The sequence below is a fragment of the Pseudomonas sp. R3-18-08 genome, assembly GCF_003852065.1.
Taxonomy (GTDB): domain Bacteria; phylum Pseudomonadota; class Gammaproteobacteria; order Pseudomonadales; family Pseudomonadaceae; genus Aquipseudomonas.
The window spans coordinates 2,378,096-2,395,291 of the sequence record NZ_CP027729.1; the positions used below are offsets into that span (position 1 = coordinate 2,378,096).

Below are 17,196 nucleotides of genomic sequence, written 5' to 3' on the forward strand. Positions count from 1 at the left end.
TCTGGACTAACCCTCATTAGCCTCATTGCGCTATAAACTATGTCACACATTTTTTTGCAGTTAGGAGCATCAGCACATGCAACTGGGGATTATCGGACTAGGCCGCATGGGCGGTAATATTGCGCGGCGCCTGATGCTCAATGGGCATTCCACCGTTGTTTATGACCGTAATGAAGCATTCGTAAAGGGCTTGAGCGAGGAGGGCGCCACCGGCGTCGCCGGGCTGGAGGCCCTGGTGGCCGGCCTGCAAAGGCCGCGCGCGGTATGGGTAATGCTGCCGGCGGGCGCGCCGACCGAAGACACCATCAATGAACTCAGTGAGCTGCTGGAAAGCGGTGACGTGATCATCGACGGCGGCAATACCAATTACAAGGACGACGTGCGTCGCGGCAAGGCCCTGGCGGAAAAGGGCCTGCACTATGTTGACGTCGGCACTTCCGGCGGTGTCTGGGGCCTGGAACGTGGCTACTGCATGATGATCGGCGGCGACGTTGAAACCGTGCAGCGCCTCGACCCGATCTTCAAGAGCCTCGCCCCCGGTATCGGCAGCATCCCTCGCACCAAGGACCGTTCGGCTTCTGCCGACCCGCGTGCCGAGCAGGGTTATATCCATGCTGGCCCAGCGGGCTCAGGTCACTTCGTCAAGATGATCCATAACGGCATTGAATACGGAATGATGCAGGCGTTTGCCGAAGGTTTTGACATCCTCAAGACCAAGAACTCGGAAAACCTGCCGGAAGATCAGCGCTTTGACCTGAACGTGGCCGACATCGCCGAAGTCTGGCGCCGTGGCAGCGTGGTGTCGTCGTGGCTGCTGGACCTGACCGCCGATGCCCTGGCCACCGACCCGAAACTCGATGGCTACTCCGGCTCCGTGGCCGACAGTGGCGAAGGCCGCTGGACCATCGAAGCGGCCATGGAGCAAGCGGTGCCGGTACCGGTGCTGTCCACCTCGCTGTTCGCCCGTTTCCGTTCGCGCCAGCAGAGCACCTACGGTGACAAAATGCTCTCGGCCATGCGCTTCGGCTTTGGCGGCCACGTGGAGACTTCCAAAAAATGACCGCCAACGGCAAGAAACCCAAGGCCGAACCCGCTCCACCCACTACATTGTTCCTGTTTGGCGCCCATGGCGACCTGGTCAAACGCCTGCTGATGCCGGCGCTGTACAACCTGAGCCGCGACGGGTTGCTGGGCGATGGCCTGCGTATCGTGGGCGTTGATCACAACGCCGTCAGCGACGCGGACTTTGCCAAGAAGCTCGAGGATTTCATTCGCACCGAGGCGGCCAGCAAAGTCCGGGGGAATGCCGACAATGCGCTGGACCCACACCTGTGGGCCCAGTTGGCCAAAGGCATCAGCTACGTCGAGGGCGACTTCCTCGACGACAGCACCTACGCGGATATCGCGCAGAAAATTGCCGACAGCGGCACCGCCAATGCCGTGTTCTACCTCGCGACCGCACCGCGCTTCTTCAGTGAAGTGGTGCAACGCCTGGGCAGCGCCGGGTTGCTCAATGAAACCGAGGAGGGCTTTCGCCGCGTGGTCATCGAGAAACCGTTCGGTTCCGACCTGGCTTCCGCCGAAGCCTTGAATGCGTGCCTGCTCAAGGTGATGAGCGAGAAACAGATCTATCGCATCGACCATTACCTGGGCAAGGAAACGGTGCAGAACATCCTGATCAGCCGTTTTTCCAACGTGCTGTTCGAAGCGTTCTGGAACAATCATTACATCGATCATGTGCAAATCACCGCTGCGGAAACGGTCGGCGTGGAAACCCGCGGCAGTTTCTTCGAAAAAACCGGCACCCTGCGAGACATGGTGCCCAACCACCTGTTCCAGTTGCTGGCCATGGTTGCCATGGAACCGCCTGCAGCCTTCGGTGCCGACGCGGTGCGCGGGGAGAAGGCCAAGGTGGTGGGGGCAATCCGCCCCTGGTCCCTGGAAGATGCGCGGGCCAATTCCGTTCGCGGGCAGTACACCGCCGGTGAAATCGCCGGCAAGTCGCTGCCGGGTTACCGTGAAGAAGCCAACGTCGCGCCCGACAGCAGCACCGAGACCTTCGTTGCGCTGAAGGTGATGATCGACAACTGGCGCTGGGTCGGCGTGCCGTTCTACTTGCGTACCGGCAAGCGCATGAGCATCCGCGACACCGAGATCGTGATCTGCTTCAAACAGGCGCCTTACGCGCAATTTCGCGACACCGAGGTCGACGAGCTCAAGCCCACTTACCTGAAGATCCAGATCCAGCCGAATGAAGGCATGTGGTTCGACCTGCTGGCGAAAAAGCCTGGGCCGACCCTGGAGATGGCCAATATCGAACTGGGCTTCGACTACAAGGATTTCTTCGAGATGCAACCCTCGACGGGTTACGAGACGCTGATCTACGACTGCATGACCGGCGACCAGACTTTGTTCCAGCGCGCCGACAACATCGAGAACGGTTGGCGTGCCGTGCAGCCGTTCCTGGATGCCTGGAAAGAAGATGACGGTATCCAGACCTACAAGGCCGGCGAAGATGGCCCTGCGGCGGCGGACACCTTGCTGGCCCGTGATGGCCGCACTTGGCACAGCCTCGGATGAGTGATGCAGCGATTCATCCCATCCGCTTTATCCTCAGTGACGTGGACGGCACGTTGCTGCACCCGGATCACAGCCTGAGCCAGCGCACCGCCGATGCGGTGCGCGCGTTGCGTGAGGCCGGGGTGTTTTTCAGCCTGGCCAGCGGGCGGCCACCCAAGGCCATGCTGCATTTGATCGAGACCTTTGGCATCGACGTGCCGGTGGCGGGTTTCAACGGCGGCACGTTGATTAACCCGGATGGCAGCATCCTGGTGGCCCACCATCTGCCGGCGGAAGCAGCCCTGGTGACGTTGGCGCTGTTTTCCGCCGAGCCGGATGTGGAAGTGTGGGTGTTCGCCGACGGCGATTGGCTGCGTCGTGACCCGCCAGGGCCGATGGTGCAGCGCGAAGCCGATGGCCTGGGGTATGGGCCGGTGGTGGTCGAGAGTTTCGAGCCGTACCTGGATCGGGTCGACAAGATTGTCGCCGCCAGCAACAACACGCAATTGCTGGTGGAGCTGGAGGCGCAATTGCAGCCCAAGGTCCAGGGCTTGGCCCAGGTGTCGCGTTCGCAGCCGGTTTACCTGGATGTGACGGCGATGCTGGCCAATAAGGGCGAGGCCTTGAAGACCATTGCGGCGCACCTTGGGGTGCCGCTTGCGCAAACGGCGGCCATTGGTGACGGCGGCAACGACCCGGCGATGTTCCAGGTGGCCGGTTTATCGATCGCCATGGGCCAGGCGGAAGAAACCGTCAAGCGTCAGGCCAGCGTCGTCACCGGCAGTAATGTCGAAGACGGCGCTGCTGAAGCGTTCGAGCGATTTATTCTGTCCGCGCAATAAGTAAGTCCAACTTCCGATCACGCGAGTGCCGTGATCGGAAGTTAACCTGTCGACTTACTTGGGCATTGCCCACTGCTGCAACTTGTAGCCATCTTTGTCGAGCTCGGCACGCGCCTGCAACAACAGGTTTTCCAGTTGCGCCGGGTCGGTGTAAGTGTTCGAGGACAGCTGTTTGCTGCCGATGCGGGTATTGGTGCGGTCGATGACGCTCAGGCTGAGGGCGCCATTGCCATCGTGCCAGGCCACGCACTGAAAGGGTTGGAAAGCGCGGTCTGCAATCAAAAGAGCTTCGTTGATGCGCAGCGGAGCGTTCATGTGGGTCGTCTCTCTCTATGCCCATTCAAGTGAGTACCGGCGGTTGGGCTGACCGTGCGGTGGGTTACTTGTACTGATGCGCGATGGTGGGGTACGGGTCACATGCTAGAGCAACAAATTTTAATGTTTCCTGACTAACGTCATGTAAGTGGCTGTTTTAAAAGCTTAACCCAGGCGTTAACCGTTCAAAAATAGGTGGCTTTTTGCCCGCACTTATAGCGAATGGTTACAAAGGCTGCGTCAATATTTTGATAAGGTTCCTGTCAGTCATCACAAACTGTTGTTTCTAATAACGTTAATGTTCTGACGCCAAGGAATATTCATGATTGTGTCCCCCGTCCAACGCCGCTTGCTGGTGGTCGACCCGTGTGCGGATTGCCATGGGTTGCTACCGGGCTTACGCACGGTCGGATGGGACGTGGACAGCTGTGCCCTGGAAGCGGTGGGGGACAGGTCCTGCGATGTCGGCCTGCTGCGCTTGCAGCCGTGTCATCTGGAGCGCCCCGAAGCGGTCAAGGAACTGATTGGCCGTAGCGGCACCGAGTGGATCGCGGTACTCAGCCAGGATGTATTACGTTTGCAGAACGTCGGCGATTTCGTCTGCGAATGGTTCTTTGACTTCCACACCTTGCCGTTCGACGTGTCGCGGGTGCAGGTTACTTTGGGACGCGCCTTCGGTATGGCGCGTCTGCGCGGCAAGGGTAACCCCCCGGTGGGTGGGCCTGGGCATGAGCTGCTGGGTGACAGCCGGCCCATTCGTGAACTGCGCAAGTTGTTGTCGAAGTTGGCGCCCACTGAATCCCCGGTACTGATTCGGGGCGACAGCGGCACCGGCAAGGAACTGGTAGCCAAAACCCTGCACCGGCAATCTCAGCGGCACGCCAAGCCGTTTGTGGCGATCAACTGTGGGGCGATTCCGGAACACCTGATCCAATCCGAACTCTTCGGCCATGAAAAGGGTGCCTTCACCGGCGCGCACCAGCGCAAGGTCGGACGCATCGAGGCCGCCCACGGTGGCACGCTGTTCCTCGATGAAATCGGCGACCTGCCGATGGAACTGCAAGCCAACCTGTTGCGCTTTCTCCAGGAGAAACAGATCGAGCGCGTCGGCGGCAGCCAGCCTATCCCGGTGGATGTGCGGGTGCTGGCTGCTACCCACGTAGACCTTGAGGCCGCTGTCGAGAAGGGCACTTTCCGCGAAGACCTGTATTACCGCCTGAACGTCCTGCAAGTGGTCACGGCACCCTTGCGTGAACGCCATGGTGACGTGGCGATGCTGGCCAATCACTTTTCGCGCTTTTATAGTCAGGAAACCGGCCGCCGCCCGCGCAGCTTCAGCGAAGATGCATTGGTGGCGATGGGGCAGCACCTGTGGCCAGGCAATGTACGTGAGTTGGCCAACCGCGTGCGCCGTGGCCTGGTGTTGGCCGAAGGGCGCCAGATCGAAGCGGTGGATCTGGGACTGCAAGGCGAGCAGGCGGCTTCACCGCCGATGGCGACACTGGAAGATTACAAACACCGCGCCGAACGTCAGGCGTTGTGTGATGTGCTCCATCGGCACAGCGATAACCTCAGCGTCGCCGCCCGCGTGCTGGGCATTTCGCGGCCGACGTTCTACCGGTTGCTGCATAAACACCAGATTCGCTAGGGCCATCGGGGGCAAGCCCTAATGCCAGTCAGTTAAGGCGACACCGAACCTGTGGCGAGGGAGCTTGCTCCCGCTGGACTGCGCAGCAGTCCCATTGTTTGGGGCCGCTTCGCGCCCCAGCGGGAGCAAGCTCCCTCGCCACAAGTTAATTCTCGCTCCTGCTACTTCTTAACTGACTGGCATTAGGGCAAGCCCCCTCCCACATTTAAAGCGCACGGCTCTCAATCAGAAGTAATACGGGAATTTCAGGCTGAAGGTAAAGTCCGGCGCATCATCGGTCATCCCGATCGCCAGATTCGGCACGATGGTCAGGTTATCCGATGCGGCAATCGTCATGCCCACGTTGAAGTAGCCGGCGTTGGCATCGCTGGAGACCACCGACTGCCAGTCGCCGCCGTCGGGCTTGAGTTTGCTTTTGCGCTGTATCAGGTCCGATACCGAGAACGACATACTCATCTTCTCGTTAAGCGCAAAGGCTACGCCGACGCCGAACTGGAAGCTGTCACCCAGGCGCACCTTGCCGCCGACCTTTTGATTGACTTCACTGCTGATGTCATCGAACGAGTCTTCGAAGTTGTGGGTGTACGACAGCGAGCCGAACAGCACGGCGGGGTCGAAGGTCTTGACCAGGGAAATGCCCGGCGTGATCGACCAGACGCCATTGCCCGTCGGCAGGCTTTCCGGCAGGTAGAGGTTGTCGTTGTTGGGCTGCTTGACCAGTTTGATGCCAAACGGCTCTTTACCCGTCGGCGCCTTCACCCGTACCGATACCACCGCATCCGGCAGGGTGGGGGTTTCATCGAGGAATTTGTACGCCACGCCGAAGTTGACGTCGCCGATGGTCGGGTCGCGGGTGACAGAACCTTCCGAGGTGGCCGTGGCATCGTTGCCGGCGCCGCCGGACTGATAGGTCGAATCGCGGTAGACCACCGGCACGTTGAGGTCGAACTGCCAGCGATTGTCGACGTTATAGCGCCCGGTCAGGTCCAGGGTCCAACTGTCGGACTTGATCCGGTCCAGGTTGATGTTGCCGAGGAAGATCGAGTCCAGCGCGAGGAAGCCGTTGAGGGTCAGCTGGCGCGCGTCATAACGGGCATAGGTGACGCCGGTTTCGAGGCTGAACTTGCCATTGCCGAAAAAGCCGCTGGCCTCGTTGTAGAGGTTGCTCACGCTTTGCGCGGGGGCGGAGTCGTCCTTGAGTGACTGGCCGTAGGAGCTGCCGCCACCGCCTGCACCACCCGATGCCGCAGCCGCGCCCGTGCCGGCGACGGCGGTAGCGCCTTTCTTGAAGTCGGCGGGGGATTTGGCCAGGCGCCTGGGCGCTGGCGTCTGCGGTTGATCTTCCACCTGGCGCACGCGTTGTTCCAGCACGGCCAGGGCCTTTTGCTGCACGTCGTAGCGTTGCTTGAGTTCCAGGAGTTCCCGCTTGAGGGTTTCGATATCGGCATCCGGTGCGGCATACAGCACGGAGGCGGGCAAGAGCGTACTTAAACAGACCACCGCGCGGAGCGATATCGATCTATGCATGAAATAAGCCGTCCTTTTTGATGCGTAAGTGTCGAGGGTCAGCGTAGTTCAATAACCGAGCGTGCGTAGGCCTTTGAGTTGATCCAGGTTGCAGTTCAACGCGCCGTTGTTCAAACCGTTATTGTTCATCACGACGTTGAGTTGGGTCATGTTGTTGACGAAGTTGCTATTGCCGGTCAGCACCGTCCCTTGCAGCACATTCCCGCCGCCGATCTGCTGCAGGCTGTTGCCTTGGTTGTGGTTGGCCTGGATCGCCATCTGCAAGCCGCCATGGTTGGCCGACACGCTGACATGACCTGCCGGGCTGTCGCCGTTGACTGTGCCGCCGGCCACCAATACCTGCCCGGACTGCACAATGTTGGCAGGGGCAAAGCCGTCCTGGGTGACGTTGATGCCCACCGTGTTGTGGGCGGTGTTGCCATCGCCGGCGGTGCGCACGCTCTGGATCACACCCTGGCCACTGCCAAGGCCCGCGCCGCCGACCACATTGCCGGCGCCGATGTCCTGGTTGCTCCCAGCCCCCGCCGAGCCGGTGGTTTGTACGTAGAACTGCGGGGTGATGGTGGCCTTGTCGAGCTGCAGGCTGGCCTTGCCGGTGATGCTGTCGCCCACCGCATTGGTCCAGGTGCTGCTCATGACAATGCCGAAGCTGATGATTCGCCCCGGCATCACATAGCGGCCGCGCAGCTCGGCCATTTCCGAATCCTTGAGTTCGATCGGTTTGAAACCCGATGAAGCATAAGCGGGCATCGAGGCTGCCAGACACAAAACCGTCAGCCAACGGGAAGTGTTCATCTTTTGCTCCTGGAGCGTCCTGCTCCTTATTGCGCTTCTAGAAGAAGTCGCTCTGGATAAAACCGAAATCCATCAGCTCGGCGTCGCCTACGGGCCGGAACTCGTTCAACTGGTTCTTGGCGGTCAGCGGCGCAGGCGGGTCGAGCAACACGTTGCTCTTGTCGTAGCCTTCACCCAATACGGCGAACACGATGCCATTCCAACCCTTGACGAAGTCATCCCGCGAATAGCGCTTATGGCCCAGCACCGGGTCGCCGATATACACCCAGTCCTTATCGGCCCGCTGCATCACCACAAAGTGCTTGTAGCCACGGATTTCCAGCAACACCACCACCGGGATTTTCACGGTTATCAGGGTGTCTGGCGCGATCTTGTAACCCCGGGCACGCATGCCGATGCTTTCGAGGTAGCGCTTCATGTCCAGCATGGAAAAGCCCTGGGTACGCACCAGGTCCTGATCGGCGGTGAGCAGCATGCCTTTGATGAGGTGATCTTCGTCGACGTCCAGCCAATAGGCCTGGCGCAGGATGGTGGCGAGTGCCGCGGCACCGCAGCTGAAATCGGTTTTCTGTTCCACCAGGTTGGCGAACCGGCGTTCACGGATGCTCTCGACCTTCTTGAAAATCACCGCACCGCCAGGCATGGCGGAGATCGCCATGGTGCCTGCCCACGCGGGGCCGGTGAGTAACATCAGGAGGGTGAGGGTCGCGAGGCGCATGATCGAATGACCTGTTGGACACTGGAATAAAAAGGGGCCTTGTCGCCAAGGCCCCGTTGGATCAGAAGCGCACGCCACTGGCGCAGACGCTGCAACCTTGACCGATCGACAGGCTGTTGCTGCCTTGGTTGCCGGCGCCGGACTGCAGGTTCACACCCACGTTGCCGGAGTTGCGGTTAACCGAATTGTCGAGGCTGGCGTTGTTGGACACGTATTGCGGTTTGCCATAGCCATGACTGCTGGTGGCGCTATTGAGGTAGCTGTTGTTGAGCGAGTTCTGCTCGGTGTTGGAAGCCGCTGCGATGTTCTTGCCGTCAGCGGTGGTGATCGCCAGGTTGTTTTTACCCTGGTTGCCTTGCCCGGCCTGGCCGTTGTAACCCACGTTACCGGAGTTGCCGTTCACCGAGTTGTCCAGGGAGGCGTTGTTTTGCGTGCCTTTGTTGACGAAGTTGTTGTTGCTGCTGCCTTGATCCACATCGATCACCGCGAACACGGTGGCAAAGTCGCCCTTGGCACTGGAGATGGCACCGGCGTTGTCAGCCTGGTTGCCGGAACCCGACTGCACGTTCACGCCCACGTTACCGCTGTTGCCGGTGACCGAACCGTCGGCAGAGGCGTTGTTTTCGGTGTTGGTGTCGTCGAATTTGTTGTGCTGGCTTTTTTGCACATCAGTGACCACAGCGGCAACAGTACCGCTAGGTTGAGGCGCCGGATGCCAGCCACCGCCTGCTTGAGCGGCGGCAGCCATGAGCGCGGCGAGAGCGAAAACCAATGGTTTCAGAGCCATTTGAGGTTTCATGGTGTTTCTCCTTGCTTCTGATTAGTTGGGTTAAGTGTTGGTACGGTCCAGCCAGTGCTACCAAGCGTTCACTTGATAGTGATACCCAGGGTGTTAGCCACTCGGTTCCCCACCCCGGCACTCTGGTTCACCTGAATCACTCCTCGGCTGCCGGTGAAGGCCTGGTCGCTGGTCACGACCTGGCGGCTGCCAGTGGTGGGGGTGAGCCCTGAGTCGGTCAACTGCGTCGTGTTCTGTTGCAACAGGACGCTGTCATCGATGCTTTGCGGGCCAGGATTGAGACTGATCCGCACGGCATTGATCGATTGGTTATTGGCCCCGGCCGACTGGTTGATGCCCAGTACGCCGTTGCCGTTGGTAAAAGAGCTGCCCAGGATCGCCGCCTTGGCGTTCAAGGACGGGTCGACGTTGCCGTCGAGTTTCTGGATGTTGAGGTTGGTGGCCTGGCCGCCGAGGACAATGGCGCGGCTGTTGGACATCTGTTGCTGGTTACCGGCCGCCTGGTTGATCGACAGCACGCCCTCGTACTGTGTGCCGCTGCTTTGGATCACGGCAGTGTTGTCTGCCATCGTCGACGCACTGCCCAGCAGCGCCACCATCAGCACGAGGCGCTTCATCACTTGCCCCCCATCATGCTGCCGAGGTTATTCAAGGGGCTCATGCCGCGCTGGATCGAATCACTGATCTGCCCACCCATGCCGCTGCCCGCGCCGTGGCCGGCGGCTGCGCCGGTGCCCAGGGTCGACATGCCGTTTTGCGTGGCGCTCAAGCCCGCCTGATTAGCGCTGGGCTGGAGGGAACGCGCAAGGCTCGAACCGCTGCGAATACCGCCGATGTCCACATCGCTGAGTTCGCCGGAAATAGCGCTGTTCACTTCTTTGCTGGGGTTGGCGTTGGCAGTGTTGGGGTAGGGGTCCGGAAGGGAGGTGCGCCCGTACATATGACCTTGCACGGTGCGCCCTGTCACGATCACGCCATCACCCGCCTGGCTCGGCAGGCTGACGCCGGCACTGAGCACGCAACTGATCAGCAGTGCGTTTATCGAGGCATGAGTGAGTGCGTTCACGGCGGCAGTCCTTGTTATTCACGCTGACCCTAAACAGCGCTGTCAGGGAAAGAGCAGAAGGCGTGCCGCTTTTTATTTTTCTTCTGGATTCAGTGTATTGCGAGTTGCGCTGGAGGATCGACCGGCTGGGGTGTTTCACGGGTGAGACAGTCGCCATGCGGCGCGATATGCTCCGCCGCTCGCGCCAGTTGTATCACTGATGAAACAGTGCCCATGACAAAACCGTGAATCCGCAGCCACTGGGCGATATAGCGCAGTTGGGTGTTTCAAAAATGGACAGGTAGCCGCAGGCTCAGCCTTTGGGCGTTTTACGCGGAATGGAGTTGAGTACAGGGTTGCCATCCTGGTTCTGGGTCAGGTAGACCGGCAGCACCTTGGGCAGGGAAGGGATGAGGTTGTTGACCTCACTGAGGTTATAGATACCGCCAATGCGAATGGTCCCGGTGCTCGCGTCCGCCAGCATCGCGGGTTTGTCCAGGTAGCGGTTGATCAGCGGCAGTGCGTCCGCCAGGGCCAGGTTATCGAGCACCAGCTTGCCCGTGCGCCACGCCAGCGCGCTGTCATTGGGGTTGAAGGCCTGGACCTCGGGCGTGGTGTCGCCCTGATGATAGCTGGCCTGCATGCCCGGGCTCAGTTGTACGCCGGGGTGCAGGTTGTCACTGGCGATCTGCACCGAGCCTTCGAGCAGCATCACCCGGACCTTGTCTTCGTATTTCCACACGTTGAACTGAGTCCCGGTCACCCGCACCTGGCCTTCCCCTGCGCGCACGATGAAGGGGTAGGCGCTGTCATGGCTGACCTTGAAAAATGCTTCACCCTTTTTCAGCGTAACGCGTCGCTGGTCCTTGTAGTCGCTGTAGACCAGTTCGGTGCCCAGGTTCAACTCCACCTGGCTGCCATCGCCAAGGGTAATGTTGCGCAAACCGTTGACCGCTTCGAAACGCTTATAGGAACTGGGCAACCAGCCGGCTTCCCAGCCAGTGAACGCGGCCAGGGGCAACGCGGCGAGGCAAATCGCGGCTGCGACCGCGTAAGTGCGCCAGCGCGAGCGTGGCTTGAACGGTAACACCAGCGGCGGCGCCGGGCTGCGGGGCAGGTGGTCAGCGACTTCCCAGATTTCCAGCATGGCGGCGTATTCGAAAGCGTGCAGCGGATGCGCATCGTGCCATTGGGTAAAGGCTTGACGCTCCGCCGCCGTGCAGTCGCCCGCATGCATGCGCATGCACCAATGCGCGGCGGCGTCGGTGATGGCGTCATATTCGGCTTCTGTAAGGGACTTTTCGCTCATTAACTCATCCTGATTTCGCACATTCTAACCTCCCGAGGCGGACAGCGAGAACAGCCGTCATGGCAATTGCGCATCAATTGGAACTTATTCTTGTTTGGCTCGACCTAAAAATCAGCACATTCCCACAATGGAGTACGAACATGCTGAAGAAAACCTTAGTCGCCCTGTGTGCAACCACCGCGCTGCTCAGTGCGGGCGCCGCCCTGGCCGATAAACCTGGCGCGGGCTGGATCACCATCGAAAAGGCCATTGAAGTGGCCAAGACCAAGGCCGGCTACGTTGAGGTGTACGCGGCCGAAGCCGACGACAATGGCTACTGGGAGGTCAAAGGCCGCAAGTCTGACGGCACCGTGTACGAGGCGCGTATCGATGGCGCTTCCGGCAATATCCTGCGTGACCAGAAAGACTGATATACCCGCCGGGAGCCTGTTCAGGCTCCCGCATCCAGCTCTCGGCCGAGTTGACTGATCATGTAGGTCACGGAGTCGGCATTGGCCAGGATCGTGTCGATACGTTTGTCGGCATTACTCATGAAGATCGACCGGGCGTCATCCAGCGTTCGGCCACCGGTGGTGCTCAGTACCTTTGCCTTTTGCGCCGACGTAGCGTGACTGCTGCCGAAGTCTTCCCATTCCTGACTGAAATCGTCCCATGTCTTGAACAGCAGCCTGACCGGCGTCATGAGGGACAGCGCGTTTAAGCGCAGGTCCGAAAGGTCGGTCTGCATCAGCTTGGTACGCGGGGTGCTGACTTTGATCAGGTCTGGGAACGGCCGCATGCTGTCCAGGTAGGCCAGATCCTCGGTCTGGGATTTGAGATGGGTTATCTCGTGAATCAATATGGTCGCTCGTGCATGGGCCGAGATGTCGAAGGGGATGTTCAGATGATTTTGATAGATGTCCATGGGCGGGTCGAAGAAGCGGTCCAGCAAATAGATCTTCTGGCCCGCATCCTTGGGAATCACGAAAGCAAAGGACTGTCGCGGATTGTAGCGATGGGTGCCGCAGACAAAACGTTGTGAATCGGGGTTGATCAAGGTGTGGTTGGTCAACTCGTTGAGTACCTCATCGATGCGCCGCTCGATTCTTCCCACCTGATCGAGCGTCAATGTGACCACGCCGAACAACTCACCGAAAAACCGCCCGAGCCGGCTCAGGGGATCCAGGTGTGTCGCGTAGTGGAGGAGGTTGCGTTTACAGGTGACCGTGTAATAAGTCGCCACGTTGAGCGCTTCATCAATGCACTGTGCTTTCCAACTGGATAACGCGGCAATTTGCCTCATCCCCACCGCTTGGATATTGATGGAGTCGCGTTCGGCTCCTCGCGTCTGAACCTTGTCTGATAAGCGACTCAACGTTTTGCCGTAAAGTGGATGATGCCGGTCGAGGTCCAGCACCCATGCGCCCTGGGCGTCGCGTTGTATATAGGGGCCCTGCAGTTCGCCCTGGTTCAGGCGCCAACGCTCACCGGCACTTTTCACCGGGTACACCTTGCCCGCCAACGGCACGAAATGCCGGGTGCCGGTCTTGTCCCTGTACAGATGAATTTGCGTGCTCAGTTCCAGGTCTTCCAAGGCGATGTCGTGGGCTTCCAGTGCTTGCAGCTGCGTGCGGCCGGGTGCTGTCAAATCCACACCCACCTGTTTGCCCTGTTCCTCTGCGGCGGGCGCCTGCGGCAGCAGCCCGTCCAGCGCCTCGCGCAAGGATGCCAGCTCGGCCACGCCGCCGATAAAGGCCGTGAGCGCCTTTTGCCAGCGGTGTTGCTGCAAGTCTTCGGCGGAGGTTTTGAACAGTTTGTAGCTGCGCCACACCGCCAACGGGTAGGCCAGCTTGCCGGCCAGGAACTGCAGGCCTTTGGGGATTTCCTGGGTGAGCAGGCTGGTGACCGCATCCCATGCTGCCTGGCCTGATCGCGAGAACTGGGAGGTGAGCATCCCCAGGAGCATCTCGACATTGTCTTCAAACAGCCGCTTGAGCAGGTTGCCGGTGATAGGCGTTGCCCCAAAACTGATCTCCGAGCGCTCATGGCGCGGTTTTTCGTTGAGCAAATTGCGGTAAGTGGCTTGCTCGGGCGCCTCCAACTGGCCGACTACCCAGTCCTGCAGCGCACCGGGCGTGGTCAACTCGTTGAGGAACGCCGCTTCATTGGCATATTCCTTCAAGCCATGTGTGGGGCTGTAGGGGGCGTACAGGATCAGGGGGCCCGAAGCGCCGGCCTTGGGACCGATCAAGTAGCAGCCCAGCGCCTTGACCCGCGCCGCGCCTGGGGTGGCGACCAGATCGAGGGGCCGAATGATCGCCGTTACGCCCGGCACGGCGGCACGCGCCAGCGCGTCAGGCATATCGAAGATGTGTTGGATGAAGCCCCAGGCCGACGCGGACAGCCGCTCATCCAGGGTTTGTTGATGGGCATAGTGCAGCAACTGCCAGGGCAATTGCCGACAGAACAATTGACGACGCTCGCGGCTATCCTCGGACTGGCCTTTGAGGTCAGTGGTCAGTTGCTTCTGGAAGATGCCTTTCAAGTCCAGTTGTCGAACCAGTTGCACGATGGCATCGCCGTCCAGTCCCGCCGGTAGCTCGGTGGCTGTACGCGACAGTGGCTTGATGTCTTCGGCGTGCAGCTCGGGCAAGTGCCGCAGGGCGAAGTCGGTCAGGGTCTGCGCGCTGCCCTTCAAGTCGATACGACTCGGTATCAGTACGTTGTCCGGGTTGATCGATTGCCCTGGAAAGCGCTTATCGAGCAAGGTTGAAAGGGTGCTCCTGGCCGCGTCGCGCAGAGGCGTGATGCTGTGCAGGTAGTCACGCTCGTCCGGCGCGCTGATGCGGTATTGCTCGAGCAGTTCGGCGTGCAGGCGTTGCTCGCGGGGGCTTGCCATGCCCAGCCATACCGGCAGCGCTTGCAGGTTGATCAGGGCCCGCGCAATGGCAATGGACCTGGGCAGGTTGGTTGGTGGTGCCCGGCGGATGATGCTGTCCATGCAGTCCTGAAAGCGCTCTGCGTTTAATTTCATCGAGAATAAATGGTCTATCTCGTCTCGCGTGAAGTCACTGTAACTCTGTTGCCGGTCGTGCAGCAGGTGGTCGTCGATACGCCGCAGTGGGCCGAGCTGCCAGGCCTGATGGGGGACACGCTTGGAGATCGGCAGATTCTCCAGCAGGGTTAATCGCTTCAGGGGGTCTTGCAAGCGTTGCTCCACTGCTTGGCGCAGGGCCTTGATCGACCCATAGGCCTCGTAGCCGTTACGTGGCGTCCACAGCAGCGCCGTTCCTGAATGAACGGGGTCCGTGCCGCCACGTTCGGTCAGCACAAAACAGTTAGCCAGGGCCTGAGGCGTGCTCTGCGCGCCGGTTTTGAGGGTCAGGCCAAAGGCATCCGGTATGAACCCGTTCAGGCCGTGACGGGTCATCCGGGTCATGCTGTTGGCGTTCAGAACGCTGTCCAGCAGGGCGAGGCTTTGGGCCGGCAAACTCTTGTGCAGCCGTCTCAACTGCGCCTCACCGCTCAAACCCTGCAACATGCCCAGACTCAGGTGCGCCTGGTTATTCTCCAGGAGGAGATTGGGCAGTGCACGCAGGTCGTCACGTGCAAACGTGCCCAGGACTCGCTCGATGATCGAATTGAAGGTCGCGATGCTCAGGTTATGCAGCTTATAGGCGACACCGGCATGGCGGTCGCCGTAGAACCAGGTCAGGCTGGACTCGCTCAGCGCATCGGTTTGCCGGGCCAGGCGGGCAATGAAGTGCTCGACCATGCTCGATGAGGCCAGGGGCGGGCGGATTTCGCGCTCCAGGGCCTGGGTGGGGTAGGTATTGATATGAACCTCGTCGGCCTTCAGCGCCAATTGGCGCTTGGCCAACTCGGCGTCCAGTGCATGGGCCGCCAGTTCGCGCAAGGTCAGATACCGGCCGCGCTCCTCGGCCATTGCCGCCTCGATCGCCTGCAATCGCTGCAGGTGCAACTTGGACTTTTCCGCCTGGACCGTGGTGGGGCGGCCACTGTCAGTGGTGATGGGATGGACGCTCCAGCGCCCGTCCGTCTCCTGCTCCAGCAAACGGCTGTCGAGCATGGTCCGTACGTCCAGGGCACTTTCGACTTGTGCGGCCAGGTCGACGCCGCCCGCGCTGCGCCGAAACAGCCCCAGCGCCGTTTCCAGGTTGTCGAATTGCTTGGCGATGATGTCCTCGATGATTTCCTGGAACACATCGCCAGCGACGGGCTTGCCGGTCACCTGAATGTGATCCATGCCGACAAACACACTGCGCTCATCCACGGACAGGAAATTGAGCAGCTCATCTTCGTGTCCTGCGGTTTTGAGCATGCTCAACAGGGCATCGTTAAGGTCGTTCAGGTCTGCGAGTACCTGCAAACCCCGTGATTGGGTGTAGAGGTAAGCGTGGGAATTGCTGATCATCAGGGTGCTGGCCAGATCGACGTAATGTTGAAACGGCGCATGTATGCGCACCTTTTCTACGCTCAGCCGATTGTCGGAGGCGGTACGCGCGGCTTGGTCGGGAAGGAACAGCGTCCTCAGTTTTTGACTTTGGTCGGCGGTCAGAATCATTTCCTGTTGCTTGAACAGCAGGTCAACGCGGCATTTGTCACTGATAACCCGGCTGAAAAAGCGTCGGCGTGACTGGCGGCCGTTGAAGTCCTCGTTCCAGTAGGTCTGCAACAGGCTGTTCAACAACGTTGAAAGTATGCCGCTGGTTTGTTCGATCACGCTGTCCCAACGCTGCTGGTCTTGAGCCTGTTGCTCCGGGGTATGGGCGGCGGTGTCGAGACCGATATTGGAAAAAGTATGCGTCTGCTCCGTCGGCCACGCGTGATTCACATAAAAACGCAACAGCGCATCGCGCAGGGGCTCGGAGGTGACCCATCGACGGTCTTCTGCGGGCGACTCTCGGCTGAAGAAGCTCACCCGTGTATCGCGCTGGTTCAGTCCCGGGAAATAGGGGCGGGCCATGATGCCGAGCAAGGTGTCGAGCATCCCGTGCAGGCTTGGGAGTTTGCGCAACTCGTCGAGCATGACTGCTACGTTTTTCTGCTGGCCGTCCAGGATGGCTTGCTGCTGGTCCTCCATCACCGCACCCTGGATGACGGAGGTGGTCGCGGTCAGGCGCACCGCCAGCGGCAGCGCATCCTGCTCGTCGATAGACAAAAAGCGCAGCAAATCGCTGCGTTGTGCAGGTTGTCTCAGCCGCTCGTCCACTTCATTGAGCAGGGCGGTGTGGCTGTCGAACAACTCCAGCCCTGTGTACGGGGTGTAGAGCACGGCCTTTGCCTCGTCCGGCGTCGGGCTGATGACAAAGGCGCCTGCCAGTGGGGTGGGGTGTTTGCCGGTGGGGTTGATCAGCAACCTTTCCACCAGCATGGGGTACTCGTTTAAGGCCGTGTCCCTGCGTGCCGTGTCAGTGGCGTAGTACAGCGTGTGCAGCCAATTCAGATCTTTCACCGTGAAGCCCAGCGCACGCTCCCGTGGCGTGGGCTCCTTGCGGCTGACAGGATGCAGGAATTCATCGAAAAAGTAGGGCACGGTCACATTCGCCATCCGGCATCTCCATTGTTGCGCGGTTATGAACCGTCAACGTAGAGGGCGGCGGCGGGCGTGCTGCGGTAGATAACTGGCTCAGACGTCA

At 60.2% G+C, this 17,196-nt stretch carries 14 protein-coding genes and 1 pseudogene; 5 read left to right on the plus strand and 10 right to left on the minus strand.

From position 1 onward, the window contains the following. Positions 1–76 precede the first annotated feature (76 nt). From gnd to C4J92_RS11100, 3 genes are read left to right on the plus strand one after another with little or no spacing between them, the layout of a single operon-like run. The gene (gnd, locus tag C4J92_RS11090) at positions 77–1,060 is read left to right on the plus strand and encodes a phosphogluconate dehydrogenase (NAD(+)-dependent, decarboxylating) (RefSeq protein WP_124403850.1); all 984 of its coding nucleotides are present in this window, start codon (positions 77–79) and stop codon (positions 1,058–1,060) included. Continuing rightward, positions 1,057–2,580, plus strand: coding sequence for a glucose-6-phosphate dehydrogenase (gene zwf, locus C4J92_RS11095; protein ID WP_124362385.1), 1,524 nt, complete (start codon positions 1,057–1,059; stop codon positions 2,578–2,580). Before gnd ends, zwf begins: the two co-directional genes overlap by 4 nt. Continuing rightward, a complete protein-coding gene (locus C4J92_RS11100) occupies positions 2,577–3,401 on the plus strand; it encodes an HAD family hydrolase (RefSeq protein WP_124403851.1) in 825 nt (274 codons plus the stop codon). The genes zwf and C4J92_RS11100 overlap by 4 nt, the downstream gene beginning before the upstream one ends. Before the next feature lie 54 nt (positions 3,402–3,455). On the opposite strand, the gene C4J92_RS11105 is transcribed toward C4J92_RS11100, so the two are convergent. After that, a complete protein-coding gene (locus C4J92_RS11105; protein WP_124362387.1) occupies positions 3,456–3,716 on the minus strand; it encodes a hypothetical protein in 261 nt (86 codons plus the stop codon). Positions 3,717–4,038: 322 nt separating this feature from the next. On the opposite strand from C4J92_RS11105, the gene C4J92_RS11110 reads away from it, so the two are divergent. After that, a complete protein-coding gene (locus C4J92_RS11110; protein WP_124403852.1) occupies positions 4,039–5,364 on the plus strand; it encodes a sigma-54 dependent transcriptional regulator in 1,326 nt (441 codons plus the stop codon). Positions 5,365–5,412: 48 nt separating this feature from the next. Here C4J92_RS11110 and C4J92_RS27455 read toward each other — a convergent pair. The 8 genes and pseudogenes from C4J92_RS27455 to C4J92_RS11145 form a co-directional block, all read right to left on the minus strand. After that, positions 5,413–5,508 (minus strand): annotated as a pseudogene (locus C4J92_RS27455) (N-acetyltransferase); the annotation flags it as partial. Positions 5,509–5,589: 81 nt separating this feature from the next. Beyond that, complete coding sequence (locus C4J92_RS11115; RefSeq protein WP_124403853.1) at positions 5,590–6,891, minus strand: autotransporter outer membrane beta-barrel domain-containing protein; 1,302 nt, start codon at positions 6,889–6,891, stop codon at positions 5,590–5,592. A gap of 48 nt (positions 6,892–6,939) precedes the next feature. Continuing rightward, positions 6,940–7,686, minus strand: a complete 747-nt coding sequence (locus tag C4J92_RS11120) for a hypothetical protein (RefSeq protein WP_124403854.1) — start codon at positions 7,684–7,686, stop codon at positions 6,940–6,942. Positions 7,687–7,723: 37 nt separating this feature from the next. Then, positions 7,724–8,404, minus strand: coding sequence for a C39 family peptidase (locus C4J92_RS11125; protein WP_124362391.1), 681 nt, complete (start codon positions 8,402–8,404; stop codon positions 7,724–7,726). A 61-nt stretch (positions 8,405–8,465) separates the two neighbouring features. Continuing rightward, a complete protein-coding gene (locus tag C4J92_RS11130; protein WP_124403855.1) occupies positions 8,466–9,203 on the minus strand; it encodes a hypothetical protein in 738 nt (245 codons plus the stop codon). 68 nt (positions 9,204–9,271) lie between these two features. Next, a complete protein-coding gene (locus tag C4J92_RS11135; RefSeq protein ID WP_124403856.1) occupies positions 9,272–9,820 on the minus strand; it encodes an adhesin in 549 nt (182 codons plus the stop codon). Then, on the minus strand, positions 9,820–10,269 hold the full coding sequence (locus tag C4J92_RS11140; protein ID WP_124403857.1) for a hypothetical protein: 450 nt from the start codon (positions 10,267–10,269) through the stop codon (positions 9,820–9,822). Before C4J92_RS11140 ends, C4J92_RS11135 begins: the two co-directional genes overlap by 1 nt. Before the next feature lie 292 nt (positions 10,270–10,561). Further along, positions 10,562–11,557, minus strand: coding sequence for a FecR family protein (locus C4J92_RS11145; RefSeq protein ID WP_124403858.1), 996 nt, complete (start codon positions 11,555–11,557; stop codon positions 10,562–10,564). Positions 11,558–11,697: 140 nt separating this feature from the next. On the opposite strand from C4J92_RS11145, the gene C4J92_RS11150 reads away from it, so the two are divergent. Beyond that, on the plus strand, positions 11,698–11,967 hold the full coding sequence (locus C4J92_RS11150) for a PepSY domain-containing protein (RefSeq protein ID WP_016979404.1): 270 nt from the start codon (positions 11,698–11,700) through the stop codon (positions 11,965–11,967). Between the two features lie 20 nt (positions 11,968–11,987). On the opposite strand, the gene C4J92_RS11155 is transcribed toward C4J92_RS11150, so the two are convergent. Continuing rightward, positions 11,988–17,108, minus strand: coding sequence for a dermonecrotic toxin domain-containing protein (locus C4J92_RS11155; protein ID WP_124403859.1), 5,121 nt, complete (start codon positions 17,106–17,108; stop codon positions 11,988–11,990). Positions 17,109–17,196 lie beyond the last annotated feature (88 nt).